Origin of the sequence: Vogesella sp. (assembly GCF_046297735.1) — a bacterium.
Lineage (GTDB): Bacteria > Pseudomonadota > Gammaproteobacteria > Burkholderiales > Chromobacteriaceae > Vogesella > Vogesella urethralis.
This window is the reverse complement of sequence record NZ_JBKBHK010000025.1, coordinates 1-13,912: the sequence shown is the minus strand read 5'-3', so window position 1 is coordinate 13,912 and position 13,912 is coordinate 1. Positions and strand designations below refer to the sequence as shown.

14 protein-coding genes are annotated in these 13,912 nt (G+C 62.5%); 7 read left to right on the top strand and 7 right to left on the bottom strand.

The genetic code is table 11. The annotated features are described in order from the left end of the window. Positions 1–227: 227 nt before the first annotated feature. The 5 genes from ACK4FZ_RS17075 (at position 228) to ACK4FZ_RS17055 (ending at position 5,348) form a co-directional block, all read left to right on the top strand. Positions 228–1,694: a cobyric acid synthase gene (locus ACK4FZ_RS17075; RefSeq protein ID WP_409823075.1), complete on the top strand. Its 1,467-nt coding sequence runs from the start codon at positions 228–230 to the stop codon at positions 1,692–1,694. A gap of 260 nt (positions 1,695–1,954) precedes the next feature. After that, a complete protein-coding gene (locus ACK4FZ_RS17070) occupies positions 1,955–2,185 on the top strand; it encodes a hypothetical protein (RefSeq protein ID WP_409823072.1) in 231 nt (76 codons plus the stop codon). Then, a complete protein-coding gene (locus ACK4FZ_RS17065) occupies positions 2,182–2,412 on the top strand; it encodes a hypothetical protein (RefSeq protein ID WP_409823069.1) in 231 nt (76 codons plus the stop codon). The genes ACK4FZ_RS17070 and ACK4FZ_RS17065 overlap by 4 nt, the downstream gene beginning before the upstream one ends. 759 nt (positions 2,413–3,171) lie before the next feature. Then, the gene (locus ACK4FZ_RS17060; protein ID WP_409823066.1) at positions 3,172–4,263 is read left to right on the top strand and encodes a diguanylate cyclase; all 1,092 of its coding nucleotides are present in this window, start codon (positions 3,172–3,174) and stop codon (positions 4,261–4,263) included. Between the two features lie 269 nt (positions 4,264–4,532). Continuing rightward, positions 4,533–5,348: a substrate-binding periplasmic protein gene (locus tag ACK4FZ_RS17055; protein ID WP_409823064.1), complete on the top strand. Its 816-nt coding sequence runs from the start codon at positions 4,533–4,535 to the stop codon at positions 5,346–5,348. A gap of 88 nt (positions 5,349–5,436) precedes the next feature. On the opposite strand, the gene ACK4FZ_RS17050 is transcribed toward ACK4FZ_RS17055, so the two are convergent. Genes ACK4FZ_RS17050 through ACK4FZ_RS17040 form a run of 3 tightly spaced genes read right to left on the bottom strand, consistent with a single transcriptional unit; the run spans position 5,437 to position 8,952 of the window. Continuing rightward, positions 5,437–7,038 carry a GMC family oxidoreductase N-terminal domain-containing protein gene (locus ACK4FZ_RS17050; RefSeq protein WP_409823061.1) on the bottom strand — a complete coding sequence of 534 codons (1,602 nt, stop codon included), beginning with the start codon at positions 7,036–7,038 and terminating at the stop codon, positions 5,437–5,439. Then, on the bottom strand, positions 7,031–7,531 hold the full coding sequence (locus ACK4FZ_RS17045; protein ID WP_409823058.1) for a hypothetical protein: 501 nt from the start codon (positions 7,529–7,531) through the stop codon (positions 7,031–7,033). The genes ACK4FZ_RS17050 and ACK4FZ_RS17045 overlap by 8 nt, the downstream gene beginning before the upstream one ends. Then, a complete protein-coding gene (locus ACK4FZ_RS17040) occupies positions 7,528–8,952 on the bottom strand; it encodes a coniferyl aldehyde dehydrogenase (protein WP_409823055.1) in 1,425 nt (474 codons plus the stop codon). Before ACK4FZ_RS17040 ends, ACK4FZ_RS17045 begins: the two co-directional genes overlap by 4 nt. Before the next feature lie 90 nt (positions 8,953–9,042). Between ACK4FZ_RS17040 and ACK4FZ_RS17035 the strand changes: the two genes are divergently transcribed. After that, entirely contained in the window at positions 9,043–10,224 is a 1,182-nt protein-coding gene (locus ACK4FZ_RS17035; protein ID WP_144374081.1) for a vWA domain-containing protein, read from the top strand. Here ACK4FZ_RS17035 and ACK4FZ_RS17030 read toward each other — a convergent pair. The 3 genes from ACK4FZ_RS17030 to ACK4FZ_RS17020 all read right to left on the bottom strand — a co-directional run bounded on the left by ACK4FZ_RS17030 (position 10,221) and on the right by ACK4FZ_RS17020 (position 11,476). Further along, entirely contained in the window at positions 10,221–10,568 is a 348-nt protein-coding gene (locus tag ACK4FZ_RS17030; protein ID WP_409823051.1) for a hypothetical protein, read from the bottom strand. The genes ACK4FZ_RS17035 and ACK4FZ_RS17030 overlap by 4 nt on opposite strands. Before the next feature lie 91 nt (positions 10,569–10,659). Further along, entirely contained in the window at positions 10,660–11,013 is a 354-nt protein-coding gene (locus tag ACK4FZ_RS17025) for a DUF1304 domain-containing protein (protein WP_409823049.1), read from the bottom strand. A 10-nt stretch (positions 11,014–11,023) separates the two neighbouring features. Next, entirely contained in the window at positions 11,024–11,476 is a 453-nt protein-coding gene (locus ACK4FZ_RS17020) for an acyl-CoA thioesterase (RefSeq protein WP_409823046.1), read from the bottom strand. Positions 11,477–11,541: 65 nt separating this feature from the next. Between ACK4FZ_RS17020 and ACK4FZ_RS17015 the strand changes: the two genes are divergently transcribed. Continuing rightward, positions 11,542–12,138, top strand: a complete 597-nt coding sequence (locus ACK4FZ_RS17015) for a TetR/AcrR family transcriptional regulator (protein ID WP_144374077.1) — start codon at positions 11,542–11,544, stop codon at positions 12,136–12,138. Here ACK4FZ_RS17015 and ACK4FZ_RS17010 read toward each other — a convergent pair whose 3' ends face one another. Beyond that, the gene (locus tag ACK4FZ_RS17010; protein ID WP_409823043.1) at positions 12,139–13,314 is read right to left on the bottom strand and encodes a tetratricopeptide repeat protein; all 1,176 of its coding nucleotides are present in this window, start codon (positions 13,312–13,314) and stop codon (positions 12,139–12,141) included. Positions 13,315–13,912 lie beyond the last annotated feature (598 nt).

Here is a 13,912-nt window from a genome sequence, read left to right as displayed (position 1 = left end):
ATTTTATTTTCGTGCTTTTTCGTGGATTTCATGGCGAATGCCTTTGGCCACGAACCCCACGAAACGCACGGAAAATGATGAAAGCCGTGCGCGCTCCAAACTCTGTCTGAAACGGTATACGATGGCCATTCTGCTGACATGGCAGTCACACCCAGAGCACCCGTTTTGCTTTCGTGTTTTCCGTGGATTTCGTGGCAAAAAATGATATCTACCGATCAGGAAACCCCATGCCCGCCCAACCCTGGCCCTTCCCCACGCTGATGGTGCAAGGCTGCACCTCGGACGCCGGCAAAAGCACGGTGGTGGCCGCGCTGTGCCGCCTGCTGGCCGACGCCGGCTACCGCGTCGCCCCGTTCAAACCGCAAAACATGGCGCTGAACAGCGCCGTAACCGAAGACGGTGGCGAGATCGGCCGCGCCCAGGCCTTGCAAGCCATCGCCGCCCGCGTGGCGCCGCATACCGACATGAACCCGGTGCTGCTCAAGCCCAGCAGCGACACCGGCGCCCAGGTCATCATCCACGGCAAGGTGCGCGCCGACATGAACGCGCGCGACTACCACCAGTACAAAACCACCGCCATGGCCGCCGTGCTGCAGTCCTACCAGCGGCTGCAGGCGCAGTACGACGTGGTGATTGTGGAAGGCGCCGGCAGCCCGGCCGAGATCAACCTGCGCGACCGCGACATCGCCAATATGGGCTTTGCCGAGGCAGTGGACTGCCCGGTGATTCTGGTGGCCGACATCGACAAGGGCGGCGTGTTTGCCCACCTGGTGGGCACGCTGGACTGCCTGAGCGACAGCGAACGCGCCCGCGTGGTGGGCTTTGTGATCAACAAATTCCGCGGCGACATCAGCCTGCTGCAAGACGGGCTGGACTGGCTGGAAGCCAAAACCGGCAAGCCAGTGCTGGCGGTGCTGCCGATGCTGCACGGCCTGATGCTGGACGCCGAAGACGCCGTGCAAAGCCAGCAACAGCGCGGCGACTTCAACATCGTGGTACCGGTGCTGCCGCGCATCAGCAACCATACCGACTTCGATGCGCTACGCGCCCACCCCGGCGTGAACCTGCACTTTGTCGGCCCCGACGCGCCCAAGCCGCCAGCCGACCTGGTGATCCTGCCCGGCAGCAAGAACACCCGCGCCGACCTCGCCTTCCTGCAAGCACAAGGTTGGCCGCAATACCTGCAACGCCACCTGCGCTACGGCGGCCGCGTGCTGGGCATTTGCGGTGGCTACCAGATGCTGGGCCGCCACATCCACGACCCGCTGGGCGTGGAAGGCCCCCCCGGCAGCAGCGCCGGCCTGGGCTACCTCGACCTCGACACCACGCTGGCCGCCGACAAAACGCTGACGCGGCGCGAAGGCCGCTTTGTGAACGCCGACGCGGCGGTAAGCGGCTACGAAATCCACATGGGCGTCAGCCACGGCCCGGACTGCGAACGGCCGGTATTCCAGCTGAACGACGGCAGCGTGGACGGCGCCGTCAGCCCCGACGGCGCGGTGATGGGCAGCTACCTGCACGGCCTGTTCGACCACCCGCAAGCCGGCGGCGCCCTGCTGCAATGGGCTGGAATGCATCATGCAAACGGGGTAGATTTATCAAAATTGCGTGACAACAGCCTGAACCGCCTGGCCGCCAGCAGCCAGCCACTGCTGGATGCGCTGCAACGACTGCCGCGCTGGCGCAACGCGTAGCGCGGCCAACCTTGGTGGGTAGAGGCGTAGCCCGGATAAGGCACAGCCGCATCCGGGGTGGCCAGCCAGCACCGTGTAAACCGGCCATGTTTTACCCCCATCCCCGGATGCGCCGTTGGCTTATCCGGGCTACGAGCTACGAGCTACAGGCTACTGAGCAAGCCGCTCTTGGGTAGATTGGCGCTGAACAAAGTGAAGCCCAACGCCGACCACGTGATTTACACCCATGCGGGTGAGCAATATGAGTTGCGCGGTAAACGTTGGGCTTCGCAAGCTCCGCCCAACCTACGGCCCTGATCTTCGACGAGGCCATCTCGAATCTGGATCAGCAAACCGCCGAGCATTTTGCGCAGACCATCAACCGGCTCAAGGGCAAGGTGACGATGATCTTCATCACGCACCAGGTGCCCAAGGGCTTGCAGGTGGATGTGGTGGTGAATATGGGAGAGCATGCCATGCACATGAGTTTGGTAAAGGAGGAGAACACGTGAGCCAGTTTTTTACAGCAGTCGGCGTGGCAATGCTGATTTTTTGCGCCATTTGGGGGTATTCATGGCTTGAAGTGTGGCGGGACCCGAAGGGGGAACTGGCCGATTTCTATGCTCGGCACCCGCGCACCAAGGCGTGGGTTTCATTGGCGAATAGGCTATGGGTGCCGACTCTGTTTGCCGGACTTGTTTCCATAGTTATGGGCGTAATGACGGTAGGAAAATCATGAGTGCGATTCAGGACCGTAGGTTGGGCTGAATGAAATGAAGCCCAACGTTTACCGCGTCCCGGCTGCCACGCGCTAGGTATATTATTCGCCGCGCCACGGTTACCGTTTGGCTTCGCCACACTCAAGCCAACCCGCCGCACTTGATCATTGCCCGCAATAACAAAGTTGGCCGCAAACCGTCATGGCTTGCGGCCAACCTTGTTTGACCGACCACCACCGACCACAAGGCGGCCATTGGTATACGGCAATAGGCCACGCTGCCCGACCGGCACACGTCAGCCTCCTTACTGGCTACCTGCACCACCGCCCCCACTCCATACCAATCTCTGCTGCACAGCCTTTGGCGGCGCTGGCTGCCACTGCGTGGCTCGCCACCGCCTGGCACAGAGCCGTAGGTTGGGCTGAAGAAAATGAAGCCCAACGTTCACTGCGCCACAGTTGCCGCGCGGTATGCATGTTATTCGCCGCGTCACGATAAGCGTTTGGCCTCGCCACATTCACCTAAGGCCAAGGCGCCTCATTGACCCTCCCACCGCAATAACAAAGTTGGCCGCAAACTGTCATGGTCTGCGGCCAACCTTGCCCTGCCTCAACGTCACCGTACGCTAGACGCGCGTCTACCAAGCCTCTGCCAGCGCACGGCGCACGGCGCACGGCGCACGGCGCACGGCAAGCGTACCTATCGCGAGCTTGCGTCCACAAGGCCCTGACTGATGCAGCCCATTATCAAATAAGCCAACCTTTGGCCGATAATGGCTTATGGATGAACACAAGTCGCTTCTTGATCCCGCCCAATTCGACAGCTACGAGGGCTACTACGGCCAGCGGCTGCTGCCGGGTGCCGCCTTGCTGTCTTACGCCGGCATTGGCGTAGTGGTGCTGTTCCTGCTGTCCGACCTGTGGCGGCTGGGCTTGGGCCGGGACTTCGCCTGGCTGACTGCCGCCAGCGTGGCCGGCAGCCTGCTGATCGTGGCCATGGCGCGGGTCATGCGCCATCCGGCATTTGCGCGCCACCGCGTGCACTGGATACTGTGGCTGGGCAATATGGCCATGCTGTGCATGATGGCAGGCAATGTCGTGGCACTGGGCCGCATGTCCTACCTGCCGATGATCATGATGTACTTCATGCTGGGCGTGTTGCTGATTGCGCCACTGGTGTCGCCGTTGGCGTTTCTGCTGCCGCACCTGGCTGCCATTTGCCTGACCGGCGCCGTCATGTGGCTGGATGGCTACCGCTTGGGCCACTGGCTGCAATTGCTGCTGTTCAGCGTGCCGGCAATGAGCTTCATGCTGGTGATTCTCAATGTGCAACGCCGTACGGCATTGCAGTCGTATCAGCTCGCCAGGCAAAACTGGCTGAATGCCACCACCGACACCCTCAGCCAGCTGCAAAATCGCCGTACTTGGTACCAGCAGGCGGAACATGCCTTGCAGCTGGCCGAGCAGTATGGTCAGCCGCTGGCATTGCTGATGCTGGATGTAGACCACTTCAAGAGGGTTAACGACCAGTTAGGTCACGCTGCCGGCGACCTGGTCATCGAGGCGCTGGGCAAGTTGCTGAAAGCAAGCTCTCCGCCGCAAGCGTTGGCAGGCCGGTTGGGCGGCGAGGAATTTGCTGTCCTGCTACCGGCCACGACATGCACAGACGCACTGCTGGTGGCAGAGCACTTGCGCGCTGCCATTGCAGCATTACCGCTGCAACTAGAGGGCCAGCCGTTCCGCATTACTGCCAGCATTGGTGTGGCCAACCTGCCGGCCAGCAGCGTAGACGCGTTGGTGCGCGAGGCTGATCGCCAGTTGTATCTTGCCAAAGCCGCCGGGCGCAACCGTGTAAGCTCGGCACATGCCTGAGCACACAGCCAGCAACGACCGCCATGCTGATGACGCTTTATGCGCCTTCGCCTGTACCACGACAGTTTGTTCTGCTTATTGAATACAAAAGCCAGACACAGGCAAATTCGGTCAAACGGCTGATTCAATCCGGCCAGAACAACCATTCCAAAAGCATTTCATGGCTGGCAAAGTTATATCCATATCAATAAAAACCATGTTTTCTGCTTGTCGTTACGAGCACTGCTGCATAGACTGGCAAACGCTCATCCAACTACCCGAAGTTCAGCATGCTCCGTCCGACCCTGCTTTCTGCCAGCGCTCTTGTCGTGGCCATTGTCACTGGCTTTCTGGTGCCTGGCGCCCATGCGCAAGGTAGTCGCACCTGCAAGCAGCTGATAGCATCCGGCAACCCGGAGTACCCGCCGTTCTTGTGGGTTAACCCGAACGACGACAAGGTACTGCATGGCGCCAATGCGGAGCTGATGCAGCTGCTATCCCGCGAGATCGGCATCCCTATCCTGGTACGCAACGCCGGCCCGTGGGCCCGGGTACAAGAAGCGGCTAAAGCCGGGCGTGTTGATCTGATTGCCGGCGCCTTTCATACCCTGCCACGCCGCCTGTACATGAGCTATTTTCCGCAGCCGTTCTACCAGACGCGCAGCGTGGTGTGGTCGCGCGAGGGAAAAGCGTTGAACTACAGCAAATGGCAGGATCTGGTGGGGCTGAACGGCATTACCGTGGTGAACAACAGCTTTGGCGAAGACTTCGACCGCTTTGCCGAACAGCGCCTGACCATGCAGACGGTGGGCAGCGTGGAGAACGCGCTGCGCATGCTGAGCATGGGCCGTGCCGATTACCTGATCTATGAAGAAGCGCCGGGCCAGGCGTTCGCGGCGCGGCTGGGCATCCGCAATATCCGGGTGGCCACCACCCCGGTCAGCCGCGAGCCGCTGTACCTGACGCTGACCCACCAGTCGCCCTGCTTCTCGCCGCAGCTTTACGAGCGCATCAACAAGGCGATGAAGAAATTGATCGACAGCAATGTCATGGACGAACTGGTCAGCACCCACAGCGAACGCTGGCAGAACCTGCGTAGTAACTAGCACGCCACTTTGCACTACATGACAAAGCCTGTTTGCCAAGCAAACAGGCTTTGTGTTTTGCAACATCACAGCCGGCCCAAGCCGCAGTTCAGGCCTGCAAACGCTGGCGCAAGGCGTCGGCCGCCCGCAACGACAGTGCGTAGACCGATAGTTGCGGGTTGGCACCGATACTGGTGGGGAACACCGAGCCATCGATCACGGTAACGTTATCCAGCTGCCAGTGCCGGCCCAGTTGATCCACCACCCCGCTGCGCTCATCGTGCGACATCATCGCCCCGCCCATCACGTGCGCACTCACCACCCGGGTACGCAGTGTTTGCATCGGCAGGGCTGCAATCATCTGCCGTGCCTGACGCAGAGTGGTAGCGAGAGCGGCATCTTCGTGTACCGGCATCACCGCGCGGGCGCCAGCGGCAAACTGGATCTCGGCCATTTGCAGCAAGGCCCGTCGCGCCGCCTCCCACAGGGTGTCGTTCAGCGGGTAGTCCAGCACCGGGCTGCCATCGCTGCGCAAGCGCACGCTGCCGCCGACGCTGTCGGGGTGAAAACCGTCGCGCAGCAGCGCCAGCGTAATCTGCCAGTGCGGCAGGTTCTGCATCAGCCGCTGATGGTCGGCGGCCAACCCCGGCAAGGTGGCGGCCATGATCAACGGGTGCACGGGCGGCACTTCCAGCTTGAAACCCAGCGGGCCGTCGATGGCCTGGGTATGCAGGAAGTGGTCGCTGTACACGCTTTGCGGCGCGCCGTTGAAGCCTTCCACCTGTTGCCGGAACAGGCCACCGGACAGCACCACCGGGTGCAGAAAGGTACGCTTGCCCAGATGCTGCCACGGGTCCGGCGCCCGGCTGCGCAACAGCAGCGCCGGGGTACCGATGGCGCCGGCCGCCAGCACCACCTGCCGCGCCTTTACCCGCACCTGGCGGCCGCTGGCGTGCACGCCGTCAGGCTGCAAAGCGTCGCCGACGATGCCCTCGGCGCGGGTACGCGCCGGGTTCAACAGCAACTGTCGCACCCGCACCCGGGTAAGCAAACGCGCGCCGGCGGCCAAGGCGGCGGGGATGGTGGTGACCAGCATGCCCTGCTTGGCATTGGTGGCACAGCCGGTGCCGCAGTAGCCCAGGTTCCAGCAGCCTTTCACATTGCGGCGGATGCGGGCATGCGGAATGCCCAGCTTGTCGCAACCGGCGGCCAGCAAGGCGTTGTTGGCATTGGGCGCGGCTTCCCACGCCGAGATGTTGAGCCGGGCTTCGGCGCGCTCGAACCACGGCAGCAGCGCGGCATCGTCCATCTGTATCAGGCGATGATGGCTGCGCCACCAGGCCAGGGTATCGGCCGGGGTACGGAAACAGCTGGCCCAGTTGACGGTGGTGCTGCCGCCCACGCTGCGGCCTTGCAGGATGGTGATGCCTTTGTCGGCGGTCAGCCGGTTGGCCGACTCCTGATACAACTGCGGATAGGCCTCGCTTTCGCGCAGGTTGAAGTCGCGCGAGCTGTGCAGCCCGCCTTCTTCTACCAGCACCACCGACAGGCCGGCCTGCGCCAGCAGCTCGGCCGTCATGCCGCCGCCGGCGCCGCTGCCCACGATCACCACATCGCATTCCAGCGCCAGGTCGGCGCCGGGCTGGCTGGCGTCGACAACCTGCCAGCCTGCGGCCAACCCGTCCTGCCACAAATCAGGCAACTTACTCATGGATATACCCCTTGATGCTGGCCGGCAGCGCATAACCGATACCCGCCCAGCTGTGTGCATCGCCGTACCAAGCGGCGTACAACAGACTATGCAGGCCCTGATAGGCACTGCGCAGCAACAGCAGGCGGCTGAAGCGCCAGCGCTGCAGCATGGCAGCTACCTCGTCGGCGGTGGCCTGCTGCCAGTCTGGCGACAGGCCCAGCAGGCGGCGCGCCACAGGCTGCTGCAACAGGTCGAACAGCTCGCGCAGTTCGCGCTGGCTGGCCAATGGCAGGCCGGCAATCGCCGTCAGCACGTGATCGGTGTGCGCAATGGCGGCGCTGGCAGGCAGTTTGCCGAGCATGCCTTGCGACAAGGCCGCAATTAGCTGGCGGTCGGCCGCCGAGGCCGCAAAGCCACTGGCCGGCCGGCTGGCGGCCAACTTGCCAGCCACGCCCAGCGCCAGCGCACCCACCAAGCCGGTCTTGATGAATTGGCGACGTGGCAGATTCATCGGATACGCCCCAGCATCAGGTTCAGCAACAGTTGCACCACCTTGCCGTGCGGCGGCTGGGTCAGCACGGCGCCGGCAAGCCGCGACTGGTACAGCACCGGCAGCATCTTGCTGAAGGTAACAAAGCCTTCGTAACCGTGGTAATGCCCCATGCCGGACGGGCCGACGCCGCCAAACGGCAACTGGTCCTGCACCACGTGCATCAGGGTATCGTTGACTGTCACGCCCCCGGCTACCGTGTGTTGCAACACCTGGCGAATACGGGCGCGGTTATCGTCGTACAGGTACAACGCCAGCGGGCGGTCGCGCGCACGGATATAGGCCAGCGCGTCGTCCAGCGTGTCGTAACAGACAATCGGCAACAGCGGGCCGAAGATCTCCTCGCGCATCAGCGCGCAGTCGTCCGGCGCATCCTGTACGACGGTCAGCGGCAACTTGCGGGCGGCGTGCAGCGCGGCCTCGCTGCTGCCGCCCAGTGCCTCGACACGGGCGCCACGGGCAGTGGCCTCGTCTCGCCAGGCCACCAGGCGCTGGTAATGCTGCGGGCTGATGATGGCGGTGTAGTCGGGGTTGGCCGCCGGGTCCGGGTAGGCCAGCGTGGCCTGACGGCGCAGCTCGGCCAGCAGCGCGTCGCACTCTTGGCGCTGCACCAGCACGTAGTCGGGGGCGACACAGGTCTGGCCGGCATTCAGCATCTTGCCGGCCACCAGGCTGCCTACCACCCGCCGCTTGTCAAAGCCGGGTGCGATCAGCAACGGCGACTTGCCGCCCAGCTCCAGCGTCACCGGGGTGAGGTTGGCTGCCGCTGCCTGCATCACGCTGCGGCCAACCCGCGTCGACCCGGTAAACAGCAGGTGGTCAAACGGCAAGGCGGCAAACGCCTGCGCCACCTCCACCCCGCCGTTGACCACTTGCACGACGTCGTCGCCCAGGTACTGCCGGCACAGCCGCTGCAGCAAGGCACCGCTATGGGGCGATAGCTCCGACATCTTCACCATGGCGCGATTGCCCGCCGCCAGTGCCGAGGTCAGCGGCCCCAGCGCCAGGAAGATCGGGTAATTCCACGGCACGATGATGCCGGCCACGCCCAGCGGTTGCGGTTGCAAACGGGCACGCGCCGGCATGAACCAGAACGACACCCCGCGCCGCTGCGGCCGCATCCAGCCACGCAGTTTGCGCTGTGCGAGGCGGATACCCTCCAGCGACGGAAACAGCTCTGCCAGCCGGGTTTCCACCGCGCTGCGGCAACCAAAGTCAGCCTGTAGCGCGTCGATCCATGCCTGCTGGTGCTGTGTCACCATGCTGGCCAGGCCCGCCAGCCAGCGCTGCCGGGTAGCGTAATCGGCCGGCTGCGTTGCCAGTGCTTGCAACTGCCGCAGCTGGCTGTGCAAACTGTCATGAATGGGGTGGCTGGCATCCATGTGCTATGCTCCTTCAACTTGGGCAAACGATCGTTTAGAGCCACAACTCTATTGCGTTTTTTGCCGACTGTCACGCTTCTTTTAAAGACCATGTTGCTCGACTTTTTCTACGCCCTTCGCGACGCCGGCCTACCGGTGTCGTTAAAAGAACACCTCACCCTGCTACAAGCTTTGCAGCAGCGGCTGGCCTTTGCCAGCGTGGACGAGTTTTATCACCTGGCGCGCACGGTGCTGATCAAGGACGAAAAGTACTTCGACCGCTTCGACCAGGTATTTGCTCGCTACGCCCACGGCATCGAGACCAGCCTGGACAACCTGGAAACCGCCATTCCGGAAGACTGGCTGCGCAAGCAGGTAGAGAAATACCTGAGCGAGGAAGAAAAGCAGCAGCTGCAAGCCATGGGCTGGGACAAGCTGATGGAAACGCTGCGTCAGCGGCTGGAAGAGCAAAAGGAACGTCACCAGGGTGGCAACAAGTGGATAGGCACCGGCGGCACCAGCCCGTTTGGCGCCTACGGCTATAACCCGGAAGGCATCCGCATCGGCCAGCACGAATCGCGGCATCGGCGTGCGGTGAAGGTGTGGGACAAACGCGAATTCCGCAACTTCGACGACAGCGTGGAACTGGGCACCCGCAATATCAAGGTAGCACTACGCCGGCTGCGCGAGTTTGCGCGCCAAGGCTCGCCCGACGTATTGGACCTGCCCGCCACCATTGCCGCCACTGCGCGCAATGGCGGCCTGCTGGACGTGCAGATGGTGCCGGAGCTGCACAATGCGGTGAAGGTGTTGGTGCTGTTCGACGTGGGCGGCTCGATGGACGATCACATCCGCGTCTGCGAAGAGCTGTTTTCGGCAGTGCGCAGCGAATTCAAGCACCTGCAGTATTACTACTTCCACAACTGCGTGTACGAGCAGGTGTGGCAGGACAATGCGCGGCGCTATACGCAAAAAACCGACACCTGGGACCTGATCCATACCTTCGGCCCGGACTGGAAGCTGATTCTGGTGGGCGACGCCAGCATGAGCCCGTACGAGATCATCCTGAAAGGCGGCAGTGTAGAACACATGAACCCGGAACCGGGCGAAGTGTGGCTGCGCCGCCTGCTGGCCCACTTCGGTCACGCGGTATGGCTGAATCCGATGCCACAACAGGCATGGGAATACACACAGTCCATCGCCATGATCCGCGAGATCATGCAGGACCGCATGTACCCGTTGACGCTGGAAGGCCTGGAGCAAGCCACGCGCCAGCTCAAGCGCAGCGCTTAGGCGTCGCCCTGCCCGCTGCAGGCGGCCTGCTGTTTTTCGATGCGGCGCGCAAAGACCGTCATTTCCTTGACCGCCTGGATGTCCCCGCGCGCCTGCGCCACTGCTATCCCTTCGCGGTAAACAGCCAGCGCTGCCGCGCCCTCGCCTTGCGCAGCCAGCGCCTTGCCCAGCAGCTTCCACGCGGCGGAGAAATCCTGCTGGCGGGCAATGGCCAGCCGTGCCTGCTCGGCGGCGGCCGGCCAGTCCTGCAACTTGGCGTATTCGTTAGCAATGCCAAAGCGCAGCATCGCGTTATCGCGCGGGGTATCGCACAAAGCCAGCAAGTTGTGCAGCATGGCAGACATAAGGTCATCCTCGATCAAGGTTGGCCGCCTAGCATCCGCTGCCACCGCCGGCTTGGCAACCCCGCGCCGGGCAGGGCTTTTGCCGCCAGCCTTACGCCAGTGCGTGCAGCAGCAGTGCCAGCGCCGCCGGCAAGGCCTGTACGAACAGGATCTTGCGGCTGGCCGTAGCCGCACCGTACACCCCGGCTACCAGCACGCAGCCCAGGAAGAACACGCCGACACCGGCCGGCGCAGCCGGCAGCAGGCTCCACACCAGGCCGGCCGCCAGAAAGCCGTTATACAGCCCCTGGTTGGCCGCCAGCACCCGGCTGGCCTCGGCAAACTCAGGTGTCAGGCCAAAGGCACGGCGGCCGGCCGGCTTGGTCCACAAAAACATTTCCAGCACCAGGATGTACAGGTGAATGACGGCCACCAAACCCGTTACCAGCATTGCGGCAAACTGCATGGCGAGCTCCTTATTTGTGTTCCGGTTGCGGCAATGCCTCAAAGTCGGCGCAGCGCGGCAAGTCAGCCAGAATGGCGGCCAGCGCCGGCGGCGGCGGAATAAGCTTGCGCGCACGCAAGTCCATCCAGGCACCTGCCACCTCATAGATGGCCGCCAGCTGGCCGTCCGGCTTGAACAACTGCTGGCGGATCTTCCAGCGGCTGTTATCCGGGCTGGCGGCGGCAATTTGCACGTCTATCGTGATACGCTCGCCCAGGTGCACTTCGCGGCGGTATTCGGTACTCTCGCGAAACAGCACCGGGCCAAAACCGTGGGCACGGAAGGCGCCCATGCCGAAACCGGCGTGCGCCAGCCACTCCATACGGGTGTGCGTACACAGGTCGGCATAGGCATTGTGGCGCATATGCTGGTTGGCATCGATGTCCGACCAGCGGACTTCCACTACTTTGGTAAACGGTTGCACCGGCATCTCCCATAAAAAGAACGATCGTGCTATTTTGCACGATACCTGTACTCAGGCAAAGCACGATGAGCAAGAAAGCCATGACCCGAGAGGTCATTCTGCAACAGGCGCTACGCACCGCCAGCCAGATCGGCATCAGTCGCCTCACTATCGGCACCCTCGCCGAGGCCAGCGGTTTGTCCAAAAGCGGCTTGTTTGCGCACTTTGGCAGCAAGGAAGCCCTACAGCTTGCGGTGGTGGAAGCGGCGCAACAGCAATTCGTTCAGCAAGTGGTACGGCCGGCGCTGGCGCAAGCGCGCGGCATGGCCAGGTTGGCCGCCTTGTTTGAAAGCTGGGTCATGCGCCTGTATGGCAGGGAGCAGCCAGGTGGCTGCCCGCTACTGGCTGCAGCGTACGAGTTTGACGACCAGCCCGGCGCCATCCGCGATGCGCTGGTAAGCGGCCAGCGCTGGCAGCGGGAAACCCTGCAACGCCTGCTGCAAGAAGCCCTGGACGCCGGCGAGTTGCCGGCAAACTGTGACATCCCCTTGCTGGCCTTCATGCTGTTCGGCCTGGTACAAAGCGCCCACCACGACCATCAGCTGCTGGATCGCCCCGACAGCGGCCAACTGGCTTTGCTCGGCTTCCACGCCTTATGCCGCCAACCACCGCTCCGGGGGTGATCAGTTACCGCGTATCAGCTTGGCACGCGCCTCCAGCACGGCCGCCTCCTGATCGCGCTGCGTACTGCGACACAGGGCCGCCAGGTTTTCCAGGCCAATGCCGACATTGGGGTGGTCGGGGCCCAGATTTTTCTCCCAGATGGCGATGGCGCGGCGGTAGAGTGGCTCCGCTTTGTCGAACTGCTTGCGATCAACGTAGATCTTGCCAAGATCATTCAGGTTGACCGCTACAAAGGCGTGCTCCGGCCCCACCGTCTTCTCGAAAATGGCCAGCGAACGCAGATACAAAGGCTCAGACATGGCAGACAAGCCACGGGCATCATAAAACGCCCCCAGGCTATGCAGGTTCACCGCCACGTCCGGATGCCCCACGCCCAGAACCTGCTCGTTCAACGCCAGCGCCTGTTTGTAACGTTGCTCTGCCTGCTCAAAACGCTGCTGCTTCTCATACAACTCCCCCAGCGTCTGATAGCTCAGTGCCACATACGGATGCTGCAGACCCAGCGCTTTTTCCCGTATCGCCAGTGCACGCAGATACACCGCCTCGGCGTCCGCAAAACGCTGCTGCGCCACATAGCATAAGCCCAGGCTGTTCAGCGTGGTGGCCACATCCGGGTGGTCCTCCCCCTGCATTTTTTCGTGCGCCTTCACAGCCGACAAAAACAGTGGCTCGGCCCGCTGTGGCTGAGCTTGCAACAGGTACAGGCTGGCCAGGCTGATCTGGACATTGGCAATCTCCGGGTGTTGCGGTATCAGCAGCCCTTGCATCATGGTCAGCGAGCGCGCCAGCAGTGGCTCAGCCTCTGCATAGCGCCCCTGCTTCTGATACAAGCCACCCAGATTGCGCAAACTCAACGCTACCTGGCGATGCGGGCTGCCCAACTTCTGCTCGCGAATCGCCAAGGCACGCACATAAAGTGGCTCAGCCAGATCGTAACGAGCCTGCTCTTCATAAATCATGGCCTGAGTATGCAAACTACTGGCCAAGTCGGGGTGATCAGGCCCGACATTCAGCATGGCCACCTTCACCGCATCCACTGCTATTTGCATAGCCGCATCGTACTGCCCCTGTTTCAGCAGTACGCCGGCCTGATGATTCAATGCGGCCCAACGTTCGCCAGCACCATCATCGTCAGCCCAGGCAGGCGACACCAACACAGCCATAAACAGTAGCATCGCAGCACTTGCGTTCCATCCAGCCATTACCCACTCACTTTTCAATATTCGTAGCTATCAAATCACCACGATCATTCTCCTGCAACACCAGATGGCGTCAGAAAGTTCACCTTGCGCTTGACCCAAACACTCCGCCACAGCGACCATCCCACTGCCAGCCTTATTCAAACCCGGCCGATATGCATCTGATCTGGGATATTGAAAGAAAAGCCCGCGTAAGCGGGCTTTTTCATGACGGCATTGCCACCCGTCAGCTGCCGGATCGATAGCCGTACCAATAGCCGTAGCCCGGCATAAGCCGCAGGCGCATCCGGGGGCCGGCCACAGGCCGGCATGGGGTGGGTGGCGAGGTGGCCAAGGTTGGCCGCAAGGGAACATCGGGGGGACATCGGTCGACGTTGACATTGCACGCGTCGGTTGGGCACGACAATGCGCGCTCGCACTTTCGCCGCCCCAATGCACAAAGCCCAGCTCGTGTGAGCTGGGCTTTGTCTTAAGGGAGTCTGGCGGTGTCCTACTTTCACACGGGAACCCGCACTATCATCGGCGCTGAGGCGTTTCACGGTCCTGTTCGGAATGGGAAGGCGTGGGACCACCT

Excerpts from the sequence above, each read along its gene's own strand:
- ACK4FZ_RS17045 (WP_409823058.1), bottom strand. The coding sequence starts at position 7,531 with ATGAATCTGCCACGTCGCCAATTCATCAAGACCGGCTTGGTGGGTGCG.
- ACK4FZ_RS17030 (WP_409823051.1), bottom strand. The coding sequence starts at position 10,568 with ATGTCTGCCATGCTGCACAACTTGCTGGCTTTGTGCGATACCCCGCGC.
- ACK4FZ_RS17055 (WP_409823064.1), top strand. The coding sequence starts at position 4,533 with ATGCTCCGTCCGACCCTGCTTTCTGCCAGCGCTCTTGTCGTGGCCATT.
- ACK4FZ_RS17040 (WP_409823055.1), bottom strand. The coding sequence starts at position 8,952 with ATGGATGCCAGCCACCCCATTCATGACAGTTTGCACAGCCAGCTGCGG.
- ACK4FZ_RS17015 (WP_144374077.1), top strand. The coding sequence starts at position 11,542 with ATGAGCAAGAAAGCCATGACCCGAGAGGTCATTCTGCAACAGGCGCTA.
- ACK4FZ_RS17025 (WP_409823049.1), bottom strand. The coding sequence starts at position 11,013 with ATGCAGTTTGCCGCAATGCTGGTAACGGGTTTGGTGGCCGTCATTCAC.
- ACK4FZ_RS17035 (WP_144374081.1), top strand. The coding sequence starts at position 9,043 with ATGTTGCTCGACTTTTTCTACGCCCTTCGCGACGCCGGCCTACCGGTG.
- ACK4FZ_RS17010 (WP_409823043.1), bottom strand. The coding sequence starts at position 13,314 with ATGCTACTGTTTATGGCTGTGTTGGTGTCGCCTGCCTGGGCTGACGAT.
- ACK4FZ_RS17050 (WP_409823061.1), bottom strand. The coding sequence starts at position 7,038 with ATGAGTAAGTTGCCTGATTTGTGGCAGGACGGGTTGGCCGCAGGCTGG.
- ACK4FZ_RS17060 (WP_409823066.1), top strand. The coding sequence starts at position 3,172 with ATGGATGAACACAAGTCGCTTCTTGATCCCGCCCAATTCGACAGCTAC.
- ACK4FZ_RS17075 (WP_409823075.1), top strand. The coding sequence starts at position 228 with ATGCCCGCCCAACCCTGGCCCTTCCCCACGCTGATGGTGCAAGGCTGC.